This window comes from Chryseobacterium ureilyticum, assembly GCF_900156735.1.
Classification (GTDB): Bacteria; Bacteroidota; Bacteroidia; order Flavobacteriales; family Weeksellaceae; genus Chryseobacterium; species Chryseobacterium ureilyticum.
In genome coordinates this window covers 217,146-237,964 of record NZ_FTOL01000003.1, presented here as the reverse complement: position 1 = coordinate 237,964, position 20,819 = coordinate 217,146, and the positions used below count along the sequence as shown (strand labels likewise).

15 protein-coding genes and 1 pseudogene are annotated in these 20,819 nt (G+C 31.9%); 7 read left to right on the top strand and 9 right to left on the bottom strand.

Going from position 1 to position 20,819, the window contains the following annotated elements; translation table 11 throughout:
* Positions 1-7: 7 nt before the first annotated feature.
* Positions 8-370 (bottom strand): hypothetical protein, encoded by a 363-nt coding sequence (locus tag BW983_RS10830; RefSeq protein WP_076551975.1) that lies wholly within the window; start codon positions 368-370, stop codon positions 8-10.
* Positions 371-1,023: 653 nt separating this feature from the next.
* Here BW983_RS10830 and BW983_RS10825 point away from each other — a divergent pair.
* Positions 1,024-1,617: a recombinase family protein gene (locus BW983_RS10825; RefSeq protein ID WP_076551974.1), complete on the top strand. Its 594-nt coding sequence runs from the start codon at positions 1,024-1,026 to the stop codon at positions 1,615-1,617.
* Here BW983_RS10825 and BW983_RS10820 read toward each other — a convergent pair.
* The 7 genes and pseudogenes from BW983_RS10820 to BW983_RS10790 form a co-directional block, all read right to left on the bottom strand.
* The gene (locus BW983_RS10820; RefSeq protein WP_076551973.1) at positions 1,571-3,529 is read right to left on the bottom strand and encodes a recombinase family protein; all 1,959 of its coding nucleotides are present in this window, start codon (positions 3,527-3,529) and stop codon (positions 1,571-1,573) included. The genes BW983_RS10825 and BW983_RS10820 overlap by 47 nt on opposite strands.
* Before the next feature lie 94 nt (positions 3,530-3,623).
* Positions 3,624-5,921, bottom strand: coding sequence for a DUF262 domain-containing protein (locus tag BW983_RS10815; protein WP_076551972.1), 2,298 nt, complete (start codon positions 5,919-5,921; stop codon positions 3,624-3,626).
* Position 5,922: 1 nt separating this feature from the next.
* The gene (locus BW983_RS10810; protein ID WP_076551971.1) at positions 5,923-7,221 is read right to left on the bottom strand and encodes a putative phage abortive infection protein; all 1,299 of its coding nucleotides are present in this window, start codon (positions 7,219-7,221) and stop codon (positions 5,923-5,925) included.
* A 354-nt stretch (positions 7,222-7,575) separates the two neighbouring features.
* Positions 7,576-8,421, bottom strand: a pseudogene (locus BW983_RS10805) (YifB family Mg chelatase-like AAA ATPase); the annotation flags it as partial.
* Between the two features lie 218 nt (positions 8,422-8,639).
* Positions 8,640-9,599, bottom strand: coding sequence for a hypothetical protein (locus BW983_RS10800; RefSeq protein WP_076551969.1), 960 nt, complete (start codon positions 9,597-9,599; stop codon positions 8,640-8,642).
* A gap of 49 nt (positions 9,600-9,648) precedes the next feature.
* Positions 9,649-10,950, bottom strand: a complete 1,302-nt coding sequence (locus BW983_RS10795; protein ID WP_076551968.1) for an HlyD family secretion protein — start codon at positions 10,948-10,950, stop codon at positions 9,649-9,651.
* Positions 10,910-13,129 carry a peptidase domain-containing ABC transporter gene (locus BW983_RS10790; protein ID WP_076551967.1) on the bottom strand — a complete coding sequence of 740 codons (2,220 nt, stop codon included), beginning with the start codon at positions 13,127-13,129 and terminating at the stop codon, positions 10,910-10,912. The genes BW983_RS10795 and BW983_RS10790 overlap by 41 nt, the downstream gene beginning before the upstream one ends.
* 148 nt (positions 13,130-13,277) lie before the next feature.
* On the opposite strand from BW983_RS10790, the gene BW983_RS10785 reads away from it, so the two are divergent.
* From BW983_RS10785 to BW983_RS10760, 6 genes are all read left to right on the top strand, one after another.
* Entirely contained in the window at positions 13,278-13,973 is a 696-nt protein-coding gene (locus BW983_RS10785) for a 2-C-methyl-D-erythritol 4-phosphate cytidylyltransferase (RefSeq protein WP_076551966.1), read from the top strand.
* A complete protein-coding gene (locus tag BW983_RS10780; RefSeq protein ID WP_076551965.1) occupies positions 13,957-15,150 on the top strand; it encodes a LicD family protein in 1,194 nt (397 codons plus the stop codon). Before BW983_RS10785 ends, BW983_RS10780 begins: the two co-directional genes overlap by 17 nt.
* A 28-nt stretch (positions 15,151-15,178) precedes the next feature.
* Positions 15,179-15,997, top strand: a complete 819-nt coding sequence (locus BW983_RS10775) for a C39 family peptidase (protein ID WP_076551964.1) — start codon at positions 15,179-15,181, stop codon at positions 15,995-15,997.
* A gap of 6 nt (positions 15,998-16,003) precedes the next feature.
* Positions 16,004-16,555 (top strand): hypothetical protein, encoded by a 552-nt coding sequence (locus tag BW983_RS10770; protein WP_076551963.1) that lies wholly within the window; start codon positions 16,004-16,006, stop codon positions 16,553-16,555.
* A 149-nt stretch (positions 16,556-16,704) separates the two neighbouring features.
* Entirely contained in the window at positions 16,705-18,303 is a 1,599-nt protein-coding gene (locus BW983_RS10765; RefSeq protein ID WP_076551962.1) for a Na+/H+ antiporter, read from the top strand.
* Between the two features lie 301 nt (positions 18,304-18,604).
* Positions 18,605-19,354 (top strand): siderophore-interacting protein, encoded by a 750-nt coding sequence (locus tag BW983_RS10760; RefSeq protein ID WP_076551961.1) that lies wholly within the window; start codon positions 18,605-18,607, stop codon positions 19,352-19,354.
* Between the two features lie 472 nt (positions 19,355-19,826).
* On the opposite strand, the gene BW983_RS10750 is transcribed toward BW983_RS10760, so the two are convergent.
* A complete protein-coding gene (locus BW983_RS10750) occupies positions 19,827-20,792 on the bottom strand; it encodes a T9SS type A sorting domain-containing protein (RefSeq protein ID WP_076551959.1) in 966 nt (321 codons plus the stop codon).
* Positions 20,793-20,819 lie beyond the last annotated feature (27 nt).

The following is a 20,819-nucleotide window of genomic DNA, read 5'->3' as shown; positions in this document are numbered from 1 at the left end:
CTTAAATTTATTTCGAAGTAAAATGCCCAGAGTTTCCATTTAGCATCAAGACACTCAAAATATTTGTACTTATAACATTTACAAAGTGATTTTCTTCATCATCTGGAATGAATTGCATATTTTTTAGATAGCCTAACTGTCCTTCTCTACCTTTATAGCCAACAATATAAATTTTTGTAGTGGAAATATTAAATAGCTCTAAATCAACTAGAGGCTCAGAGCTTACCATAACCTTGAAAACAGCTTCTGAATATTCTTTACTTCCTAAATTTTCAATTGTGTCAATTTCTTCATCATTGAGCGAAGTAATTATTCCTTTAATAATATATTCGTTTAAATGTAATTCAAATGTTTTATTAGTTTCTTCCATATTTATTAATTTACCAGCAATTTACAAATTAGAATCTACTTCTAATAATTGAATTGGGTCATTTGAATAAACAATTATCAAAAAATTTTTACCCTTTTTTTATTGGGGTGAAAAAACACATTGGTGAATCTCCTCCTACAAATTCCCCCCTCTAAATATCTCTCAAAAAATCATATGTTACTTTATAGTAGAATTTGTAACAATTTAATACCAGTAAAATTATTTTGATTGTACAGACTCAACCCACTTTCCCCCTAACCATGCCATTAAATTAAAAAAATTTTATATCCCCCCACCAACTGTCAAATCTTTTCTCAAAAGTAGATTTTGTTTTATTTGGTTTTTCTGGATCTGTTTTTATTTTCCACTTACTCTTTTTTAATGATGATATTCTTTTAGACTGTTGGTTTTATAGTTTGATTTTATGACAGTTTTTGTTTGTGGCGGTTTATGCTTGAAAATATTTCTAAAACTTTTATTTTAAAGTTAAAACCTCTGTTAATTGGCATGAATATTGAGTTTATAAATGTATCAAATTTAGATTATACTCTAAATAAAATACGGTTTTTACTTAGCAAAATAAGTTAATAAGAGCTTAGTTATGTGTCAAATATACCCACATTAAATTTATCACACTTTATAGTTATTTCAAAATGAAAGCAAGATATATAAGAGTTTCCACTGCTAACCAAAAGACGGAAAGACAATTACAGAAAAGTTACCCTGATGAAAAGCTATACATTGATATTATTAGTGGGGCAATTCCATTTAAGGAAAGAGAAAAAGGAAAAGAACTAATAAGAGATATTGAGAAAGGAAATATAGATTATATTAATGTTCATTCCATTGATAGGTTGGGCAGAAATTTATTTGACATTTTAGCCACTTTAGAGCTTCTTAATGACAAGAAAATTACTTTAAAGGTGGACAACCTCGGAATTGAAAGTTTAGTCAATAAAAAGCCTAATTCTGCCTTTAAGTTAATTATATCTGTAATGGCTAATATTGCAGAAATGGAAAGGGAAACATTGCTTGAAAGACAAAGGGAAGGTATAAAAATTGCTGTTGCTAAAGGTGTTTATAAAGGTAGGCTTAAAGGTTCTGTTGAGACCAATGAGCAAGTTTTAGAAAAATATAAGGAAATTGTTAAATTTTTAAATAAAGGTCAATCCCTCAGAAATACAGCTAAACTATGTAATGTTAGTTTGGGGACTGTTCAGAAGGTGAAAAAAGTGCTTGGTTCTTAAGCCATATATTTACCCAACTAGCAAGAGGTTTATTTTTATATAGTTTATATTCTTCACAAAAAAATGCATAAGAGTCTTTCTCCCTAGCAACTGATAATGTGCTTAATCCTGAATCTTTACATAGTAATTCGGGATTTTTGGAATAAAATTCAATTATTTTTCCAGAAGTCCAATTTTGAATGTTTCCATAGGGATATATAGAGTTACTAATAATTTGTAAATTTTCTCCATTTTGGATATATGGAGGTAAAACAAATTTCTCCTCAGACGGAATAAAGATAATTTTTTCCAGAATTGAACTCTCAATAAAATCTATCATATTTTCCGCTTTACTGTTAAAATACTTGGAAAATAAAAGTTCATTATCTGTAATGGAATAAAGTAAATCTTTTTTTCTAAAGAATAAATAATGTTCTTCTTCTGACTTAATTTTAAATCTTATAATTAAAGAATATACATCTTGATTTTTTTCAGAAGAAATAACTTTTATATTCTGGATGTATTTATTAACTATTTCCTTTTGCTCTAAAAATGAAAGTGAATCTGTAAATTGTTCAAATTCTTCTTCATAATTGTTTATCAACTCATCGCTATTAACTACATTACTTAGTTGTAATTCGTAATCTTTCAATAAAATATCAGCCCCTCTTATTTCCGAATCAATGCTATTTTTTTGCTTTTTTATTTCTTCTTCACTTAGTAACCCTTTTGACACAGCAATAATTAAATTATCTTTCTGCTGTTGCAAATTTGATAATTGTTTTCTTACAGCAAAAATATTTTCTGAAATTGATTCTTTATTATCTCTTTTCATTGAAATATCCTTCTGTAAAAGGTTTAACAAATCGGAACCTTTAAAAAATCTTGACCAAATTATTCCTTCAATCTTATCAATGTTGATACTCCTATTACCGCAACTTTCTCCTTTATATCTTTTTGATGAGCATTGATAAGCATGGTCTTTTTTGTTCTCTCTACTTCTTCCAACCATATTCCTTCCACACTTTCCACAACGGATTAATCCTTTTAGTAAATATCTGTAATTGACCTTTTTACCAGTATTATTAGAGTTGTTAATAAGATTTTCATTCACTTTATCCCATAATTCCTCTGAAATTACAATTGGAGATTCAAAAATTTCATCTTTCCATTTTCTTTGCCCTTTATATATGGTATTTTTTAAAATGCTTCTTATGGTATTTCCTCTCCATTTTGCATCAGTTTTTTTTATTTCTTTAATCTCACCTGTATATTTATTTTTTGTTGTATATACGCCTTTTCCAATTTTATTATATGATGTTGGAATATTTGTATCATTTAAAACATTTGCAATTGTATCTGTACCTTTCCCCTCCAATGATAAACTGAATATTTTGTGAATAATTTCTTTCTCCTGTTCATCAATAACCAAAAACCCTTCAGAATCTTTTTTATACCCGTAAGGGGGGATTGCATGTACTTTACCCGCCTCTATATTTCTCTTTAATACACTTTTGATTTTTCTACTTCCTATCTTAATGTAGAAATTATTCATTAATGAAATAATATGTGATTGTAAATAGTTTTCATCACTATTAAAATCAAATTCTCCAGTACCATTATAGAAAAGTCTAACTTTCTTATTTTGAAATAAATTGTAAAGCTTTGCCCAAATATCATTATTTCTTTCTAATCTTGATTGGTCGAAAGAAAAAACATGTGTTATTTTATTATCAAATATATCTTCAACTAAGTTTGCTAATCCTGGTCGATTATCAATGTCGAGACTTCCTGAATATCCTTCATCAATATATATATTGTAACTAATCCCTAATTTATTCGCTAAAGATTTTCCCAATTCAACTTGGTCATTAATTGATCTATCTTTACCTTCTTCTTTCTCTTTTGATATTCTTGCGTAAATACCTAACATACAATAATCTTTTATATATTTACAGATATGATGCTTTTAATTGATTAAAATACTTACTTAACAAATATTTTGATAGTTTTCAAACTATATAATCTTAATTTTCAACAATAGCGTTTAATTTTGAAGAAAATCTGTCAAAATAGGCATCGTCTACGTTTTCATTATTTGCATTTTTCAAGAGAATTAACATATCTTCTATTGTTTTTTTAATTGTATTTGGCTGCATTTTGCTCTTCTCAGAATTTAATACTAACCAAGTTATATAGAAATCTTGATAGGATCTCCTAAAAGACTTAGTTTTTTTAACATTAAAAAAATCATTTATTTCATCTTTTTGTAATTCAGAATTAAATAACTCACCAAATTTCTCTATCAGTCTTTTTGTTTTGTCTATACTATCCATAAACATCTGCTTTTCCATACTGTTTTCATCTAATTTCGTCAAGAAATCTGTTATCGATGATTTATTTTTTATCCTACAGGTAATACGGTCTATTCGTAAAAATAGACCTAACACCTTGTCATAAGATTCGTTTTTATCTAATTGATAGATCAGATAAGACAAAATGGTAATTAACTCTTCATTTTCCATTCTATCAGTTTTACCTTCAGTTCTTTCTTTACTATAAAACCAAGAAATATTTTCCTCTGTGACTTTTTTTATTTTGTTAATTACCTCATTATCTACAGTGGAATTCCACATTTCAAAAGAATTATTATTTATAGGATATGGTTTTTGATTTAAACGAATGAATAAATCCGTTGCCGAGAACTGTTCATTTAAGCTCTCTTCAATTATAATTTCATCAATAATGAAATCCAAAATCTTATCTTTTTCCAAATTTGATAATGCAGAATAATTCATCCCATTTTTATCAAGAATTTTTAACCCCTTCAATTTAAAATTATTATTTATTGAATAAGTTAAATCCCCATTCTCATTAACATAAGTCCTTCCTAGAAATGCTATAATAGATAATAATCTTTGTTGCCCATCTATTACCTCTTTTACATTATCTTTTCTTTTATATATAAATATCGGTGGTAAATTAATGCCTAGTAAAATACTTTCGATAATCGAAGAAGCTTTAAATACAGATATTTTTTCTTGTCTTTGGTAAGATGGTCTTATTAAATATTTATATGAATTTACATCAGATAAAATTTCTTCTATAGGCTTTGAAACTGGGGATGGCTTATTTATCCTTAAATTAGCTAAATTCTTTAATACATCTTGTGCATCACTGTCAGTCTGAAGTAAATCTTTTAATTCATCTTTAAAATCTGACTTGCGTAAATATACTTCAAAATCAAATTTATATTTTTTATTAAAAAATTTCGAAATGTTGCCAAATCTATCAATTATATTCTTATAAAAATATGCACTATCTTCTGCATATATTATTTGATGCTCCTTTAAATACTTCAATAAATCTTGTTGTATCTCAGATATATTAATGAAAATATTTTCCTGTTCTAAAATCCGAATACCCCATAATAATGTTTCATTAATAAATCTATTGTTATGATCAAATCCATTAGTGAGAAAGAAATTATTAATTGCAAACAATTTATTAAGTTGCTTTTTATATACCAAAAATTCTGAATCCAGATCTTCAATTGTATTTACAAATGTCTCATAAAGTATTGACATTATTTCACTCCTTCTAGTGCCCCTAGCGTATTGGGATATTGGAAATTTTGAAAGAATAAATGATCTTCGCAAAAAATCTATCATTTTCTCTATAATATCAGCAGTAGCGTAGTCATTTGCGAAAAAACATTTTTTGATATTTGAATAAAATTGTTGGTCTTTTTTAATTTCTTTTTCAAATAATTTTGAAAGATAGTCCGTGTCATATTTTGCAGCATCAACTTCAACTGAAGTTAGAGAAGTAATACCTGTATTATATCTCCTAAAAATCTCCTTCTTAATCTTGTCTTCCAACTTCTCATCAATTCCTACAATTACTTCAAATTCAAAAATTCTTATATTAGAATTCCAAAATATTTCTTTAACAGCATCATTCAATTTATTATAGTTTTGTTTTGCAAGTGCAGGTAACGACAAAAGTCCCTTCTCTGTTAGAGAAAAATCATTCTCAATAAATCTTTTTAAAGTCTCATATCTTTGCCTACCATCAATTACTTCAATATTAGTTCCCGATTTAAATAAAATTAATGGAGGAATCTCTGTTCCTAAAATTACACTTTCAATAAAGAATGTCTGTTTTACATTATCCCAGACATAATTACGTTGATAATAAGGCTTATAATCAATTCTACGCAGATTGCGTTCACTTAGTAATGTTTTTATGGATATGGTTCTAGGAGTAATCTTTAGACTTCCTTTAAATATATCTATGAAATTTTTTTCAGTTAAGTTACTCATATTATAAATTTTCTAATTTTTCAATAGCAAACAAAAATTCTATAGTTTCATCATCCTCCTTAAAAGAAGCATTTAATTCAGTCTCTGTTGGAGATTGATATTTTGAAAAAAATAGGATTGTATATAAATGTCGACTAATAATTTTCTTTAATAGCTCCCTAGTAAGTTCAGTATTACTATTGAAATCGTCTAATTTAAATGTTACAGAAAATAAGAAGTTATCTGTAATTATTAATTTTAACTCAACATCCAAATTAAATAGTTTAACTAGACTTGATTTATTTACATCTGTTGTAGTTTCAATATTCCCAAAATCTTTTAAACCATCAACTATAAAACTTTCATTAAATTTTAGAAATTGTTCTAGCTTATACTTTTTTATACCACTTAAACCGCATTCAAATTCAAACTTATCCAATATATTTAAGTGTTTTAATAGCTCATATTTAATTACATAAGATCTTACCTTAACTCCAAGATTTGTTTGGTAGTTGTAATTTAGTATTAGCAATTCATCATCTGATAACTGAGATCTTATAAGCTTGAAATATTCAACTTTTTTATAATCATCAATATTGGAGGACTCTACCAATACCATTAATCTATACAAAGTTTTAAAATAAGGTGATAATTTATCTCTATTCTCATTATAAATTTCTAAATATTTTTCACAAATATTTTCAATGGACTTCCCCACACTTCGATCATCTAATATAACATCCTTTAGCTTATCAGTAAGTGTACCAAAAAAATTCTTTGTTTCAATATTAAGAGAATTTTTATAATTGTTAAAAACAGATAGATAAGAAAAAAAGCTTGTATCAAATTGTTGAACTTTGGCAATACCAGACTGCTCCTTCAATTCTCGATTCTGTAATCTATAGAGATTTGTTTGTTCCATAATTAACTTGGTCTGCTCTTCATAAACTTTCCTTGTTTCCACAAGCTCTTCTTTCTGATCTTTAAATTCAAGAACCTGCTGATTCAAAGCATCAGTCTGTAGACCTAGATTCATCTGGTTTATATTAATATCCCTTCTTTGTTCCTTTAATGCCACATAAAAAAGTATTACACCAGCAAGCGAAAATAAACTACCAATAAACCCACCAATAAAATCACCAAATTGTCCCATAATGGCTTCATCAAAGTACCATTCAAAATACCAACTGCCAAAAATCAAGTACAAAAATATTGTTATAGCAATTACAATTAAGCCAAATATGCTTATTCTTTTTCCTGTTTTTTCTGAAAAAAAACCTTCTTTTTCAGTGTTAGAATCGTTGTTTATTAAATCGCTCATATATCTGAATAAAATAATGATTATTAAGATTTTTAAGATAACTGTAGAATTATACTTCTTGCAAAATATTTTATCAATTGTAAATTAATAGACTTTTACTTTACGTGTAATAACAACCTATCTATTAGTTATTATAGTAGATTTTGATAAAATTATGCAATCAAACGCAACGGCAATTTCGAATAATAGAAATATCATAGTTATTAATTTTAAAGTTATCAGATTATTAGTTTTAATTTTTTAGCTAAAAAGACGTAATATAAAGCTTTTTCATTTTCTGCAAGATAAAACTTAAAAATTAATTATACCCGATACAAATAGAATAATTTCATTAATGGTTACATTATATACAATAACATCTGAGATCGTATGATGAGGTGCACGGTAGGGACGTACCGTCATCAATGAAGCTTCTGTTCCTATTTTTCCTGCTACGGAATGTATTTTTGTCGTTTCCAAAGCTTCTTTCAAAGTCAAAGGAGGTAAAATACTGGGAACCCGTTTTGCCAACATCGTTTTACCACTGCCTGGAGGACCTATTAAAATAATATTATGACCACCAGCAGCAGCTACTTCCATAGCTCTTTTTGCCGTTTCCTGCCCTTTAACTTCTGAAAAATCAAAAGGGAAATTATTGATTTTTTCATGAAATTCTTTTCGGGTGTCCAGGATAACTTTATTGATAGGCTTTCCTTCATTAAAAAAGTCAATCACTTCTTTAATATTCTCTACTCCATATACATCCAGATCGTTGACAATTGCTGCTTCTCTGGCATTTTGAATGGGAAGAATTATTCCTTTAAAACCTTCTTCTCTCGCCTGAATCGCTATGGGTAAAACCCCTTTAATAGGTTGAAGGCTTCCATCAAGAGAAAGCTCACCCATAATAATATAATTTTGAATTTCTTCAGCAAGAATCTGGTCTGAGGCGGCTAAAATTCCAATAGCTATACTTAAATCATAAGCAGAACCTTCTTTTCTGAGGTCTGCCGGAGCCATATTAATCGTAATTTTCTTTCCTGGAATTTTATAACCAACGTTTTTCAATGCGGCAGAAATTCTGTAACTACTTTCTTTGATTGCATTATCGGGAAGTCCCACCAAATGATAGCCTACGCCTCCGGTATCTACATTTACTTCAATGGTTATAGTCTGTGCAGCAACTCCATGAATCGCACTGCCGTAAATTTTAATCAGCATAATGTGTTTTTGAGGTAAAAATAATGAATATACTATTTTAAAATAAAGACAATTAAATGCATAATATTCTATCTTACAATAAATTATAAAAATACTTTTAAGAAAAATGAAGATTAGAAAATCCAATCGTAGATTTAATATGAATAGAATATTCTCAGTAATAGAAAAAAGAAAACCACTGCAAACGCAATGGCTTTATATTTATTTCGAGGTTATACCTAGTTATTACAATTAGCAACAAATAAAGGCTTTGATAATTTTTTCACTGTAACTTGTGCCTGTGAAGTACCTGTAATTTTATCAAATTTCATCAGAACATCATTATAGTGAAAATCATCGCTTTTATAATTCAGTTCCTTTGCCGGAACAGTGGGATTTACATAGATATTTCTTTGTTTGTCATATTTATAGCTCGCTAAATCTATTTTTTCAGCCATATCATCATTCATATTGTAGGCATTGTTTACAAGTTTGTAATCTGCATCAAATGCCATGTCAAAAGATTGATTAAGAAAATTCAATTCTTTTTCATCGGAAAGTTCTTTTTGAGAAGACTTCTTTAAAGGCTTTTCTGCTCCTTCATTCATTTCTGATAATCCTTGTTTTGTTATTTTAAAAACAAAATCATTATAATAAAGGCTATCCTTCATGTATTGTACAATAAAATCGTTGTACTCACCAGTGGGAAAATTATACATTAACTTCGGAATATCTACACCTCTTCCGTTTTCATAATTTTGTTCTTCCAAGAATGTTATTGCAGGCAATTTTTCTTTAAAAACATGAACATTAGGGTAATCCATACAATTGGCATCATCATTAAAAAGTGGCTGCATTTTATTAGGGAACTCTCCTACTAAAATATTACTTCCAACACCATCTCCCATGAAACTCATCCGCATTCCTTTTTTAATATCAGGATTCTTTCGGGCGTAAACGTAAAACTTTGCATCAGGGTTTTTAGGTTTAAGATGAAGAATATCTTTTTCAACAGTCCATGTTCCTTTGATCAGGGTTCCATAAGCGATAACTAAAAATGTTTTATTTTTATTGATCACAAAAGCCGCTCCTTTGGAGTTATAAACACCATCAAAGTTTTCAGTATTTTTCTGAGCATACATCAGCATGCTGCAAAATGCCATGAGAAATAAAAATACTTTATTAAAATTCAGTTTCATCGTTTTAATATTTTGATAAATATCGTGAAAAAACTGACAAGAACGATAACTAGCGATATACACTTAATAATATTCTTTCAAGAATTCTTTCATAAAGCCTCTTATTATTTGTCATAATTTCGCCCTCTCCCATCACGCCATCCGTTAATGTAATATGATTATCAGAAGATGAAATGGCAAGATCTATCAGGTATCTTTTTTCTTCCCCATTCGTTGTTTTCACAAGGTTTCCTACATATGAAACTTTCAAAACTTTCCCTTTTATGGAGCCATATTCTTCATGCGGAAAGTTATTAAGTCTTATCAAAACATCCTGATTTTCTTTAATTTTTCCCATCCCAAAATCTGATACCAGCATCTGCCCGTTCATCTTACTTGAGATAGGGACTACAGCAAATATAGGATCCTGATGATTAATAAACTGACTGTTTTTCAAGAAGCTCAAATATTGCACTCTACCGTGAACAGGAGCCGTAATGAGATAAGTTCTTCTCCAGGATCTAATTTTATTCACCAGATCATTGTAACTATTATACAGATCAGATGCCAGTTTTTCTGTCTTTTCTGTCTTTAAAATTAAAGCCTCATTGCCTTTACTTTTTGTACTCAATATTTCCTGATCCAGCTTATAGATATCCTGTTGTGTTGCATTCTTATATTGTCTTGAATTCAAATAATTTTGTTCTGTATTTTCATATTGTTCCTGGCTGATTACGAGAGATTGCTTTAATAGGGAATCTCTTTTTACTTTATTATGAGCAAGTTTATCGTTTTTATTCAATATATGGATTCTCTGCTGCTGTAGTTGAAGCTGTTTTTCCTGCTTCTGAGCAAGATCACTCAATAATTGATGCTGCTTATCATACAATTTATTTTCTGCAAAGAATATATATTGTTGCAACGCATTCATAAAGGTAAAGTAACTGCTGTTTATTTCTCCAAGATGAACAATTTTAGGAAGTGTATTGTAATAATGGTTATAATCCATTTCTGAATTAAAGGCTAAAATCGTTTTCTCAAGTTCTATAAGCTCATCAAATGTTGATTCATTTTCAATATAAGCAATCACATCTCCTTTCTTTACAATCTCATGGTCTTTTTTCAGTATTACAATAGGTCCATGATAGCTGGCAACCAGGTTTAAAGACGGGTTATCTGCAATGATGGTAACAGACCCTTTATATGAATCCGGATATCGTATACTGAATACTCCAATGAGAATCATGATTAACAGAATACTAATCAGCGTAAATATTTTGATATTGATACTACTGGGAATCTTTGAAACCAAAAATGTGATCTCTTCCGAATTAGTTTGTTTCAACTTCTGTGTATAATTTTTCAGCTCCATTTAAAACATTTATTTGACTTTCAAACAATAGATAATAGTATCCTTTTTGTTCCATTAAAGTTTGATGATTTCCTTTTTCAATGATTCTTCCATCTTTCATTACAATAATCTGATCTGCATTTACAATAGTACTGAGACGATGTGCCACTACCACCACTGTTTTATTGATAAAAAGCTTGGAAAGAGAATTGACTATTTTTTTTTCATTGATAGAATCCAATGCATTGGTTGCTTCATCCAGAAAGACATACTTTGGATTTCTGTATAATGCTCTGGCAATAAGTATTCTCTGCTTCTGCCCTCCGCTGATCCCTCTGCCGTTTTCTCCTATTTTCGTTTTATAACCTAGCGGCATATTTTCAATTTCCCCGGTCATATTAGCGGCACTCACCACTTGTTTTAACAGCTCGTAATCAACATCTTCGGCATTCATAACAATATTATTGAGAACAGTATCATTAAAGATTTTTCCGTCCTGAAACACACTTCCACACTGATTACGCCAATGAGAAATATTAATATGCTTATAGTTCATATCTCCTATTTTCACATCTCCTGAAGATGGCTCATAGAGTCTTAACAATAGCTTCAGAATGGTAGATTTTCCACTTCCGCTATCTCCTACGATAGCTGTTATTTTTCCATCCGGAATTGTAAAATTTAAATTTTGAAGCACATAAGGCTGTCTTGGTGAGTACTGAAAATAAACATTTGAGAAACGAAGTGCCCCTGAAGAGAACAGCTGCTCATTATTATTGTTCTCATTTTGATCTTCATCATTCAATGATTTTATCTCGCGAATCCTGTTAAAACTCAGCTTAGCCATCTGAAAGCTCAGAAAAAACTGTACAAGCTGCTGAATCGGTCCATTAAGTAAACCTAAAATCATCTGTATTGAAATCAGTTCTCCCAACGTCATCTTGGAATCAATGACCAGCATGGCGCAATAAAATGTAATACTCACATTTTTAAGGTTATCAATCACCTGTGCTCCAGAATTCTGTCTATTCGTAATAGACTGCATCTGAAGGTTTTGTTTAAAAATTTTGGCTTGAATCTCATCCCATTTTAACTTTCTTGCGGTTTCATGGTTATTGATCTTGATTTCCTGGATATTATTGATTGTTTCAATCCAAAATCCCTGATCTTTACCCATTAATGCAAAATAGTTCATATCAACCTGCTTTCTTGCCTTAAAGAATAGAAATATCCATACAAGATAAGTTATGGTACCTCCCATAAAAATCAGAAAAACAGGAACATTATAGATCAGCAATACAAATATAAATGCTGAAAATGACAGCAGAGAGAAGATAATATTTAGAGAGTTTCCCATAATAAAGCTTCGGATACGCTCATGATCATGTGCTCGCTGTAAAATATCTCCCGGATGTTTATTTTCAAAAAAACTGAATGGCAATCTTAGTAATTTTGCCAGATAGTCTGAGATAATGTTCACACTCACTCTATTTGAAACCTGAAGAATGATCCAATCTCTGACAACGGTTGCAAAAAATGAACACACGATGAGTGCCAGATTTGCCAGAAGAATCATTTCTATAAACTTAAGATCTCTTTTGCTTACTCCAATATCAATCACTGATCTCGAGATAAATGGTAAGAACAGGTTTAACACTGTTATTATACCCATTACGAGCAGTAATAGGAGTAGTATTCGTTTATAATTTGAAAAGTATTTTAAGAAATCAAACAGACCGTTTTTTTGTTCAACACTTTCCTCTATGTTGATCGTCTTAAAATGAGTTGAGGGTTGTAATAAAAGAGCAACTCCTTTATTATTTTCTTTAAGCCACTTTTTTTGGAAAGCTTCGAATCCGTAAACGATTTTTCCTTTTGCTGGATCGGATATATAGATTTTATTGCCTTTAATTTTATAAAGAACGACAAAATGGCTTTCTCCCCAATGAAGAATAACCGGCAGATTTACCTGTGTCTTTAAATCATTTACGGTACACTTAACGGCATGCGACTTTAACCCTATTTTGTCTGCGGTGTAAATCAAATCCGCAAGTGAAACGCCTTCTTTCGTCACACTGCATAATTCTCTTAAAAATTGAAGTGAGTAAAATCGTCCATAGTGTTTGGCTACTATTTTCAGACATGTGGGACCGCAATCCATTTTATCATACTGCCTTTCCTGCGGAAATCGTCTTATCATTAGTTTTTTTTGCAAAATAAGGACACTAAAAAACACCAAAAAACCCTTCACCAGAGATTTAAAGATATGTTCACAGTCCATTAATAAAAAGAATTTCTACATGTCATAGTTTTGACCCGACCATAAAAACAGGAAACGATTGAAATACATGAAGAATTATATTATTATACTGGCAGCCGGAAAAGGAAACCGATTAGGAGCCGAAATGGCAAAGCAGTTTCTCCCATTGAATGGCAAGCCCATCCTTATGCACACTATTGATAAATTCATCAATAATCTAGATCATAACTTTGAAATTATCCTCGTCCTTAACAAAGATGATATACAAATATGGAAGAGCTTTTGTGAACTATTCAATTATGACCATTCATTCAGAATTGTGATAGGTGGCAAGGAACGTTTTCATTCTGTAAAAAATGCCTTGGATACTATTGAAGATCCTCATTGTTACATCGGAATTCATGATGCAGTAAGACCTTTTGTAAGTAAAAAAGTGATCAATACAGCCTTTACTGAGATAAGAGAGCATGACGCCGTTGTTCCTTCTATATCAATGATTCCAACAATCAGAAGGATAAATGAAAAGGGTAATATAGGGGTGAACCGGGATGAATTTAAAGTCATTCAGACTCCTCAGGTATTCAGATCCGATGTGATAAAAAAAGCTTACGAAACCTCTTACCAATCACATTTTTTTGATGATGCCACAGTGGCTGAATATTCCGGGTACACGATAAAGCTCATAGAGGGAAATGAAGAAAATATCAAAATAACCCTTCCTATAGACTATATAACCGCTAAAGCATTAAGAACTAAAACCCCAGAATATGATATTCCACATTAATAGAGACTCTGTATTTCTTCATAATAATCATGAAATCATTGAAATTTCCTCTGACACCCCTTTACAAAAGAGCAATACCCATTATCATACTGAAAAGTATGGCTTCGAAATGTGTCCACAAGATATTCAAAACTATTCTGCACATATATTTATTTGGGAGTATATTTTAAAACACAATATTGAAGCTCCTTGCGTTATCATCGAAAATGATGTAAGGTTAAATTGCACTTACGAGACAATTGCTAATGATACAGAACCCACCTCCAATGATTGGGATATCGTAATTCCTTACAATAAACTGAATGTAGAAACCGATTTAAAGAATGAAATATTCCCAAGTAGGCTTGGGTACTATTGGGGAAGCTACTTTTATATTGTTAATGGTAGAAATATTGAGAAATTATTATCTCTAAAAGCCATCAGACAGCCTGTAGATGAGGAAATTCTTGAAGCATCATTCAATAATACCTTAAAGACTCTTCTGATAGATACGGATTGGTTTGAGTTTAATGAAAAAAATTGTCCGGTATATCAAAGCCGAAGTTCCTTCTTCCTTGAAAAAATACAGGAGATTAATGTATGGGAAAGCAACCATAAAGAACAGGCTATTAGCATTATGACTTATTTAGCCAATAAATCAAAAGAACTTAGTTTAAACCTTTTTGCCCATGCAGGTACATTATTGGGAATTGTCAGACACGATGATATCATGCCTTGGGATGATGATGTAGATCTATGTATGGATGAGCAAGAAATTCAGACTCTTCTGGATGCGGTTCAAGAAGAAAATATTATAAAATACACTAAAAGCATCTGGCATAAAACAGGATTTGAATATTATAAATTTTTTTATGAAAATGGTGAATACAAAAATGGGTATGAATACACCTTCCCGTTTGTAGATATCTGGTTGCTTTTTCATAGAGGAAATTCATTCATTACTTCTGATGGGTATGAAGCCTATACAAGCGATTATCTTCCTGGAAAAGAATATAGTCTTCACCAGGCTCCTATCCTGCTTCCTCAAAATCACGAATCAATTTTAAACAAAATGTATAAAAACTGGGACAAATATATTAAGGTCTTTTCATGGTCCCATAGACAAAAAGAAAATTCTATTGACAGTATTATCGCTCCCATTAAAACAGATAATACGGGAAAACTGATTACTTACTGATAATAACCTTTTTTAAACTTTTAAATAAATGAGAAACTCAAACGTAGTAGAACTCAACAGCACACTGGAGCTGTTGAACGAGAATGAATTGTATTCATTCAAAGGCGGACTTGCCGGAGGGCAGAGTGAAACAGAAATCCCTGAAGTCATTATCCCAGCTCCAGATCATGGTGGCGATGACGATGGCGGATTCGATGATGGCAGTAATCCTCCAGGATGGAATGATGATGATCCACCGGGATGGAACGATGGCGATGATCCATTTCCACCAGACGGAGGTGGTATTGATGATAACAACACCCCACCTCCACCCAATAATCTTCCAGGAACTCTTCCTGCAATGTGTCAACAAGCATCATATTCAGGAAGTTGCGCTGTAAGAGCACTGGATTGGGTAGGTAAATATTTAGGTGTTTCAGGTCTGAATAAAGATGATTTTGCTGAATTTTTCGGAGCAAAAACACCTGCAGATGCCTTCAATACTTTTGAAATAGGTGCTGGAACAACTCCATCACAATACCTTACCGCTATTAATTCTTTCTTTACCAGTACTAATATTTCGTCTTCAACGGATATAAACACGCATGTAGGACAAGGGCATCCTGTTTTAGCAACATTAATAATGCCGGATGGAGGTCTTCACGCAGCAGTAATCACAGGAATAGATGTATCTACCGGAATGGTAACAATGGCAAACTCATTGGCTAGCGGAGGTTTTGAAACCGTAGCATTAAGTTCGCTTAATATCAGAGGTCTTAACGCGATCACAGGTGTTCAAAATAATAATGTTGTAACAAAGTACACCTCTGATACCGGAGATTGGTGGACTCAATGTAGTATTTATTAATCTCGTATGGTGTATAAAAAAGTCATATCAATAGTATTCCTGTTTATTGTAGCAAGTTATAACGCACAGCAAGAGCATAATCAACCAGCTGTTGAAAAGCTTACGAAACCACAGAATATCAACAATATTGATGCTCAATTAGCAGATATAAAGGATTTTTATGATTCTTATAACCGCTATGGGAAAGACACGTCTAAGGCAATGATAATGTTGAAAAAGACAATGGATGATGCCAGCATTACTCCTTCTGATCAAAAAAAGATTGTAAAAGCTCTTCAAAAAAAGATTGCCCGAAATAAGTCTCGTCAGGAAAAAATAGACTTTAGTGCAAAGCAGGTAGTCTTTGGAGATGTATTTTTCTATGATATTTTAGAACAGAAGTTACAAAAGGAGAATTTAGATTCGTTATACAACATCATCTTTGAAAAAAGAAATAAAGCCAATAGTGCAGTACGAATTATCACTGATAATTTTTACCAGCTAAGGCAAAATAAAATCATCGACTCTTCATTTAATAACTCCAGAGAATTTATTACTTCTGTTCTCCAGCAGAAATAATAAAAAAATGATCATTATTTTCGCCCTCCAGCTTATTGGAGGGCTTTATTTTATATTTTCGACTACTTATTTTTCATTATTACCGTTTTTGATCTAAGTCAAAGTTTTGCTTTTCCTTGCTCTATAATTTTGCTCCATAATAAAAAAACATGGCAGAACTTGAAAAAATTATATGGATTTCTATTATTCTGATCGTCATTATTTTGGTAAAAGAGAAGCTGAAATTGGCACTTCCTCTTTTACTTCTTTTGGCGGGACTTATTTTAAGTCTTACAAGATTGGTTCCATCAATAGATATGAGCCCGGAAATGATTTTCTATGTTGTTTTACCACCAATTTTGTTTGATGCAGCATGGAATACTTCAATTCCTGAGTTTAAAAAAGAATTCTCTAAAATATCTCTTCTTGCAGTAGGGCTTGTTTTTCTTACAACTACAATCATTGCATTGATCGCTCATATGATCATTCCCGGGTTTTCATGGTCATTGGCATTTATTTTAGGTGCTATTATTTCACCTCCGGACGCTGTGGCAGCCACAAGTATTACCAAAGGGCTTCCGCTGCCTAAAAAACTGGTTACCATTCTTGAAGGAGAAAGTCTATTGAATGATGCTTCTGCTCTGATTGCTTATAAATGTGCCCTGATTGCTATTGTAAGTGGTGTTTTCTCTTTTCGTGAGGCAGGATTTCAATTTGTGACAATCAGTTTAGGTGGAATAATCGTTGGGCTCGCCATCGGATACGCTTTCCTTAAACTTCACAGATTTCTTAATGGGAACAGTAACGCAGAAACTTTCGTGATTATCCTCTTACCTTTTGCTACATATAGCATGGCAGAGCATCTTGAATGTTCAGGAGTTTTGGCGGTTGTTGTTTTGGGAATGTTTCTTTCATGGAATTCATTTTCTCTTTTCAGCTCCAGCAGCAGAATACAGATGAGTCATTTTTGGGATGTGATTGTCTTTGTTTTGAACGGATTGGTATTTCTTATCCTGGGAATGCAGCTTCCTCAGATCATTGCAGATATTCCGCATTCGAATCTTCCGGTTCTCATTCTTTACGGCTTGCTTATTTTTGGGATTTTAATCATTATCCGTCTGTTTGTCATCTGTTCTTTCCCTTTATTCTCTGTGAATCAGGTAAAAAAGGAGACTGGATTTTTCTCGCAGGCAAAGAAAGAATATATCATTTTATCATGGTCGGGAATGCGGGGTGTTGTATCACTGGCTGCCGCATTGGCAATGCCTCTATATGATGACAATGGTATTTTAATTGGACAAAGAAGTACCATTCTCTTTATCACTTTTGTGGTTATCATTTTTACTTTATTGATCCAGGGTTTGACTTTACCTAATCTTATAAAACTTGTAAAACCTGCTGAAGAAGAGGAAAAGAACGAAAAAGAGCTGAATATTCTTCTGATTGATCAATCCCTTTTATACCTAGAAAACATGAATGGAAGTAAAACAATGACAGATAAAATTGTAACCGGAATGATTGAAAAACTGAAAAAAGAGGAAACTGAGCTTTCCAAAAATGAAATATCTCAATCTACCAGCCGTATAGAATGGCGAAAAACCTATTTCAACATTGAGCTTCAGCTGATAGAATTTCAAAGAAAGGAACTTATTAAAAATTATTACAAAGGTGAATATTCACTTGAAGTAATCCGCAAAAAAGAATGGGAATTAGACTTTTGGACAACCACAGTACATCATGAAATGGAAACTCTGGAATATAAAAATTAGATATTTTTTTACTTTTTTTAACCTAATTCAAAGGTTTTCATTTTCGGCATGCCCAACTTTGCAACATCAAATTAATCCTCAGTAAGGAATGATAGATTATAAATCTTCCTTTACATTATTAAAACAAACACTCTTAATCATTTAACATATATAATTTAAATATTTACTTATGGAAAATATTTGGCGAAAGTTCCAAAGAACGAGTAGAAAGCGTAATTCAGGAATTACAATTCAATACAGACTTCATCATACAACAAATAACAAAGTAAAATTTGAGCTTTTCCAATAAAAATTGAATAATATGAACTCAACCGAAACAAAAAAAATACGCTCAGTGTTTCATGTGAAACATAAGGAATATATTACGCCACATTTCATAAGGGTTATTTTCGATATAAATGATAGTCAGGCAGAAATGCTTACTCATGTAAAATCTGGTTCAAATAACAAAATTTTTATTCCTAACGGAGAACCTGATTCTTTAGGTATCGTAAGGACGTATACCAACCGTAAAATTGACCTTGAAAACAGGGAGCTGAGCATTGACTTTGTAGCGCACGGAGATAATGGTCCTGCATCAGCCTGGGCATTAAAAGTACAAGAAGGAGATTTTCTAGGTATAGGAATGAAGGAAAGCACAAGACCTTTGGTTCCTGATGCAGATTTCTATCTTTTGGTGGGTGATGCTACAGCACTTCCCGTTATCAGCACTATTGTAGAACAACTGCCTGCAGGTGTGGAAGCTAAAGTGATCATGGAAACCTTCGGAAAGGAAGACGAAATCCTCTCCTGCTCTGCTGCCAACGTAGATATTGAATGGATTCATAATCCTACCCCGGAAAAAGGAAGCCGAATTACAGAAATAGCTAAAAGGTTTGAATTTCCGGAAAAAGCACAGAAAAAGTACGTGTATGTAGCTGCAGAATATACTACAGTGAAAGAACTTCGGGAATATTTCAAAGCGGATGAATCTCTGGATGCAAGATCTCTACATGCCGTTTCGTACTGGAAAGCCGGTGAATCTGGAGATCAGGCGGGACTTTATAAATAATAACTAACTAACATCTTTGTTTTTTGCCAGACTCATTATTGGGTCTGGTTTTTTGATTATAAAAAGATGATACTTTTAAAATTCTCATACCAAAAGAGTATAACCAAAGAATGCAATAAAAGCCAAACCTACAACTCCTGAAAGAATAAAAGATAAGAAGTAATATAGAAAGCTTTTCAGCTCTTTTTTAATGATATGATAGATTAAAACAGAAACTGTGTACAGCACCGCAGGAACAAAGAAGCACAAAAGAGTGAGAAAAAGACAAATTCATCTGAAATAATGTTGGCGGAACTGATCATAGTTTAATATTAAAAAGGTTATCAATTACAAATATAATAATACCTTCGTCTCTGCTCTAAAGTTCTTTCGCTTGTCATACTGTGATTAATGCAATTAAAAAAGCCGGTACAAATTGCTTTGCACCGACCTAACCATTATTAAAAACTAACGAAAAGATTAATTAAAATCCTTATTTCTTTATAAATCTATTCTTGTATTCTGTACCATTAACAGCTACAGAAACAATGATATAATTACCTGCTGTAAGACCACTTACATCAATAGGCTGATTGTATTTATGATCATTTTTCTGCATGACAAGTTTCCCGAACATATCGAAGATCGTCACTTTAGTATATGCTTTGTCGGTTTCTTTACCGATGTAAAGTAATTGTGCTGTAGGATTTGGATATACTTTAAGATTATTGTCTTTAAGCTTGGTTTCTCCGGTTCCCAATTCGCCACAGAAATCCCACTCTCCAAAATTCAGCTGAACGAATGAAAAAGGATCTAAAAGTTCACACTGGCTTGGACAATATTCTGTACATGCATAAAACCCGTATTTACCAGATTCTGTAGCAATTAAAGTATCTCCGGTCACTCCGGTCACAACGCAAGGATCTCCTGAAAATGGAGCGTTTGTGGTAGGAACGCACTTAAACCATGTATGATTTTCGTAAACCACAGGAAAAACATTATCAAATTTCACAGAAGCTCCTTTACATACATTTACCACGCCCATATCCACTTCCTGATAAGTCCCAGGCGTGTAAGTAGACATCATCGCCGGCAGCCCATACATATATCCATCAGCAAAAACAGCTTGGCTTTCCGCTGTACAATCTCCTTGAGTGACCTCTACTTTATAATAGAAAAGCTGGTCGTTGTATCCATTTAGAGTTAATTGTTGTGAAGTAGCTCCGGGAATAGCAACCCAAGGATTATTATTAGGAGTCTGCCACGTCCATTCCTGCTTATACCACTGGTAGCTTCCGAATGCCTGAGTAGAAAGTATTTCATTCTCATCACTGCAGAATAAGATCGTATTGGGTGTTCTCAGTCCGAGCCTTGGGCTGGTAATGGTAGGATTACACTGTGCTTTTATGCTCAGAAGACCGAACAGTAAAAATGTTAAAAAAATTAGTTTTGTTTTCATATGTAGACATTTAAGGTTGATTTCTAT

Excerpts from the sequence above, each read along its gene's own strand:
- BW983_RS10830 (WP_076551975.1), bottom strand. The coding sequence starts at position 370 with ATGGAAGAAACTAATAAAACATTTGAATTACATTTAAACGAATATATT.
- BW983_RS10825 (WP_076551974.1), top strand. The coding sequence starts at position 1,024 with ATGAAAGCAAGATATATAAGAGTTTCCACTGCTAACCAAAAGACGGAA.
- BW983_RS10820 (WP_076551973.1), bottom strand. The coding sequence starts at position 3,529 with ATGTTAGGTATTTACGCAAGAATATCAAAAGAGAAAGAAGAAGGTAAA.
- BW983_RS10815 (WP_076551972.1), bottom strand. The coding sequence starts at position 5,921 with ATGAGTAACTTAACTGAAAAAAATTTCATAGATATATTTAAAGGAAGT.
- BW983_RS10810 (WP_076551971.1), bottom strand. The coding sequence starts at position 7,221 with ATGAGCGATTTAATAAACAACGATTCTAACACTGAAAAAGAAGGTTTT.
- BW983_RS10800 (WP_076551969.1), bottom strand. The coding sequence starts at position 9,599 with ATGAAACTGAATTTTAATAAAGTATTTTTATTTCTCATGGCATTTTGC.
- BW983_RS10795 (WP_076551968.1), bottom strand. The coding sequence starts at position 10,950 with ATGGAGCTGAAAAATTATACACAGAAGTTGAAACAAACTAATTCGGAA.
- BW983_RS10790 (WP_076551967.1), bottom strand. The coding sequence starts at position 13,129 with ATGATAAGACGATTTCCGCAGGAAAGGCAGTATGATAAAATGGATTGC.
- BW983_RS10785 (WP_076551966.1), top strand. The coding sequence starts at position 13,278 with ATGAAGAATTATATTATTATACTGGCAGCCGGAAAAGGAAACCGATTA.
- BW983_RS10780 (WP_076551965.1), top strand. The coding sequence starts at position 13,957 with ATGATATTCCACATTAATAGAGACTCTGTATTTCTTCATAATAATCAT.
- BW983_RS10775 (WP_076551964.1), top strand. The coding sequence starts at position 15,179 with ATGAGAAACTCAAACGTAGTAGAACTCAACAGCACACTGGAGCTGTTG.
- BW983_RS10770 (WP_076551963.1), top strand. The coding sequence starts at position 16,004 with ATGGTGTATAAAAAAGTCATATCAATAGTATTCCTGTTTATTGTAGCA.
- BW983_RS10765 (WP_076551962.1), top strand. The coding sequence starts at position 16,705 with ATGGCAGAACTTGAAAAAATTATATGGATTTCTATTATTCTGATCGTC.
- BW983_RS10760 (WP_076551961.1), top strand. The coding sequence starts at position 18,605 with ATGAACTCAACCGAAACAAAAAAAATACGCTCAGTGTTTCATGTGAAA.
- BW983_RS10750 (WP_076551959.1), bottom strand. The coding sequence starts at position 20,792 with ATGAAAACAAAACTAATTTTTTTAACATTTTTACTGTTCGGTCTTCTG.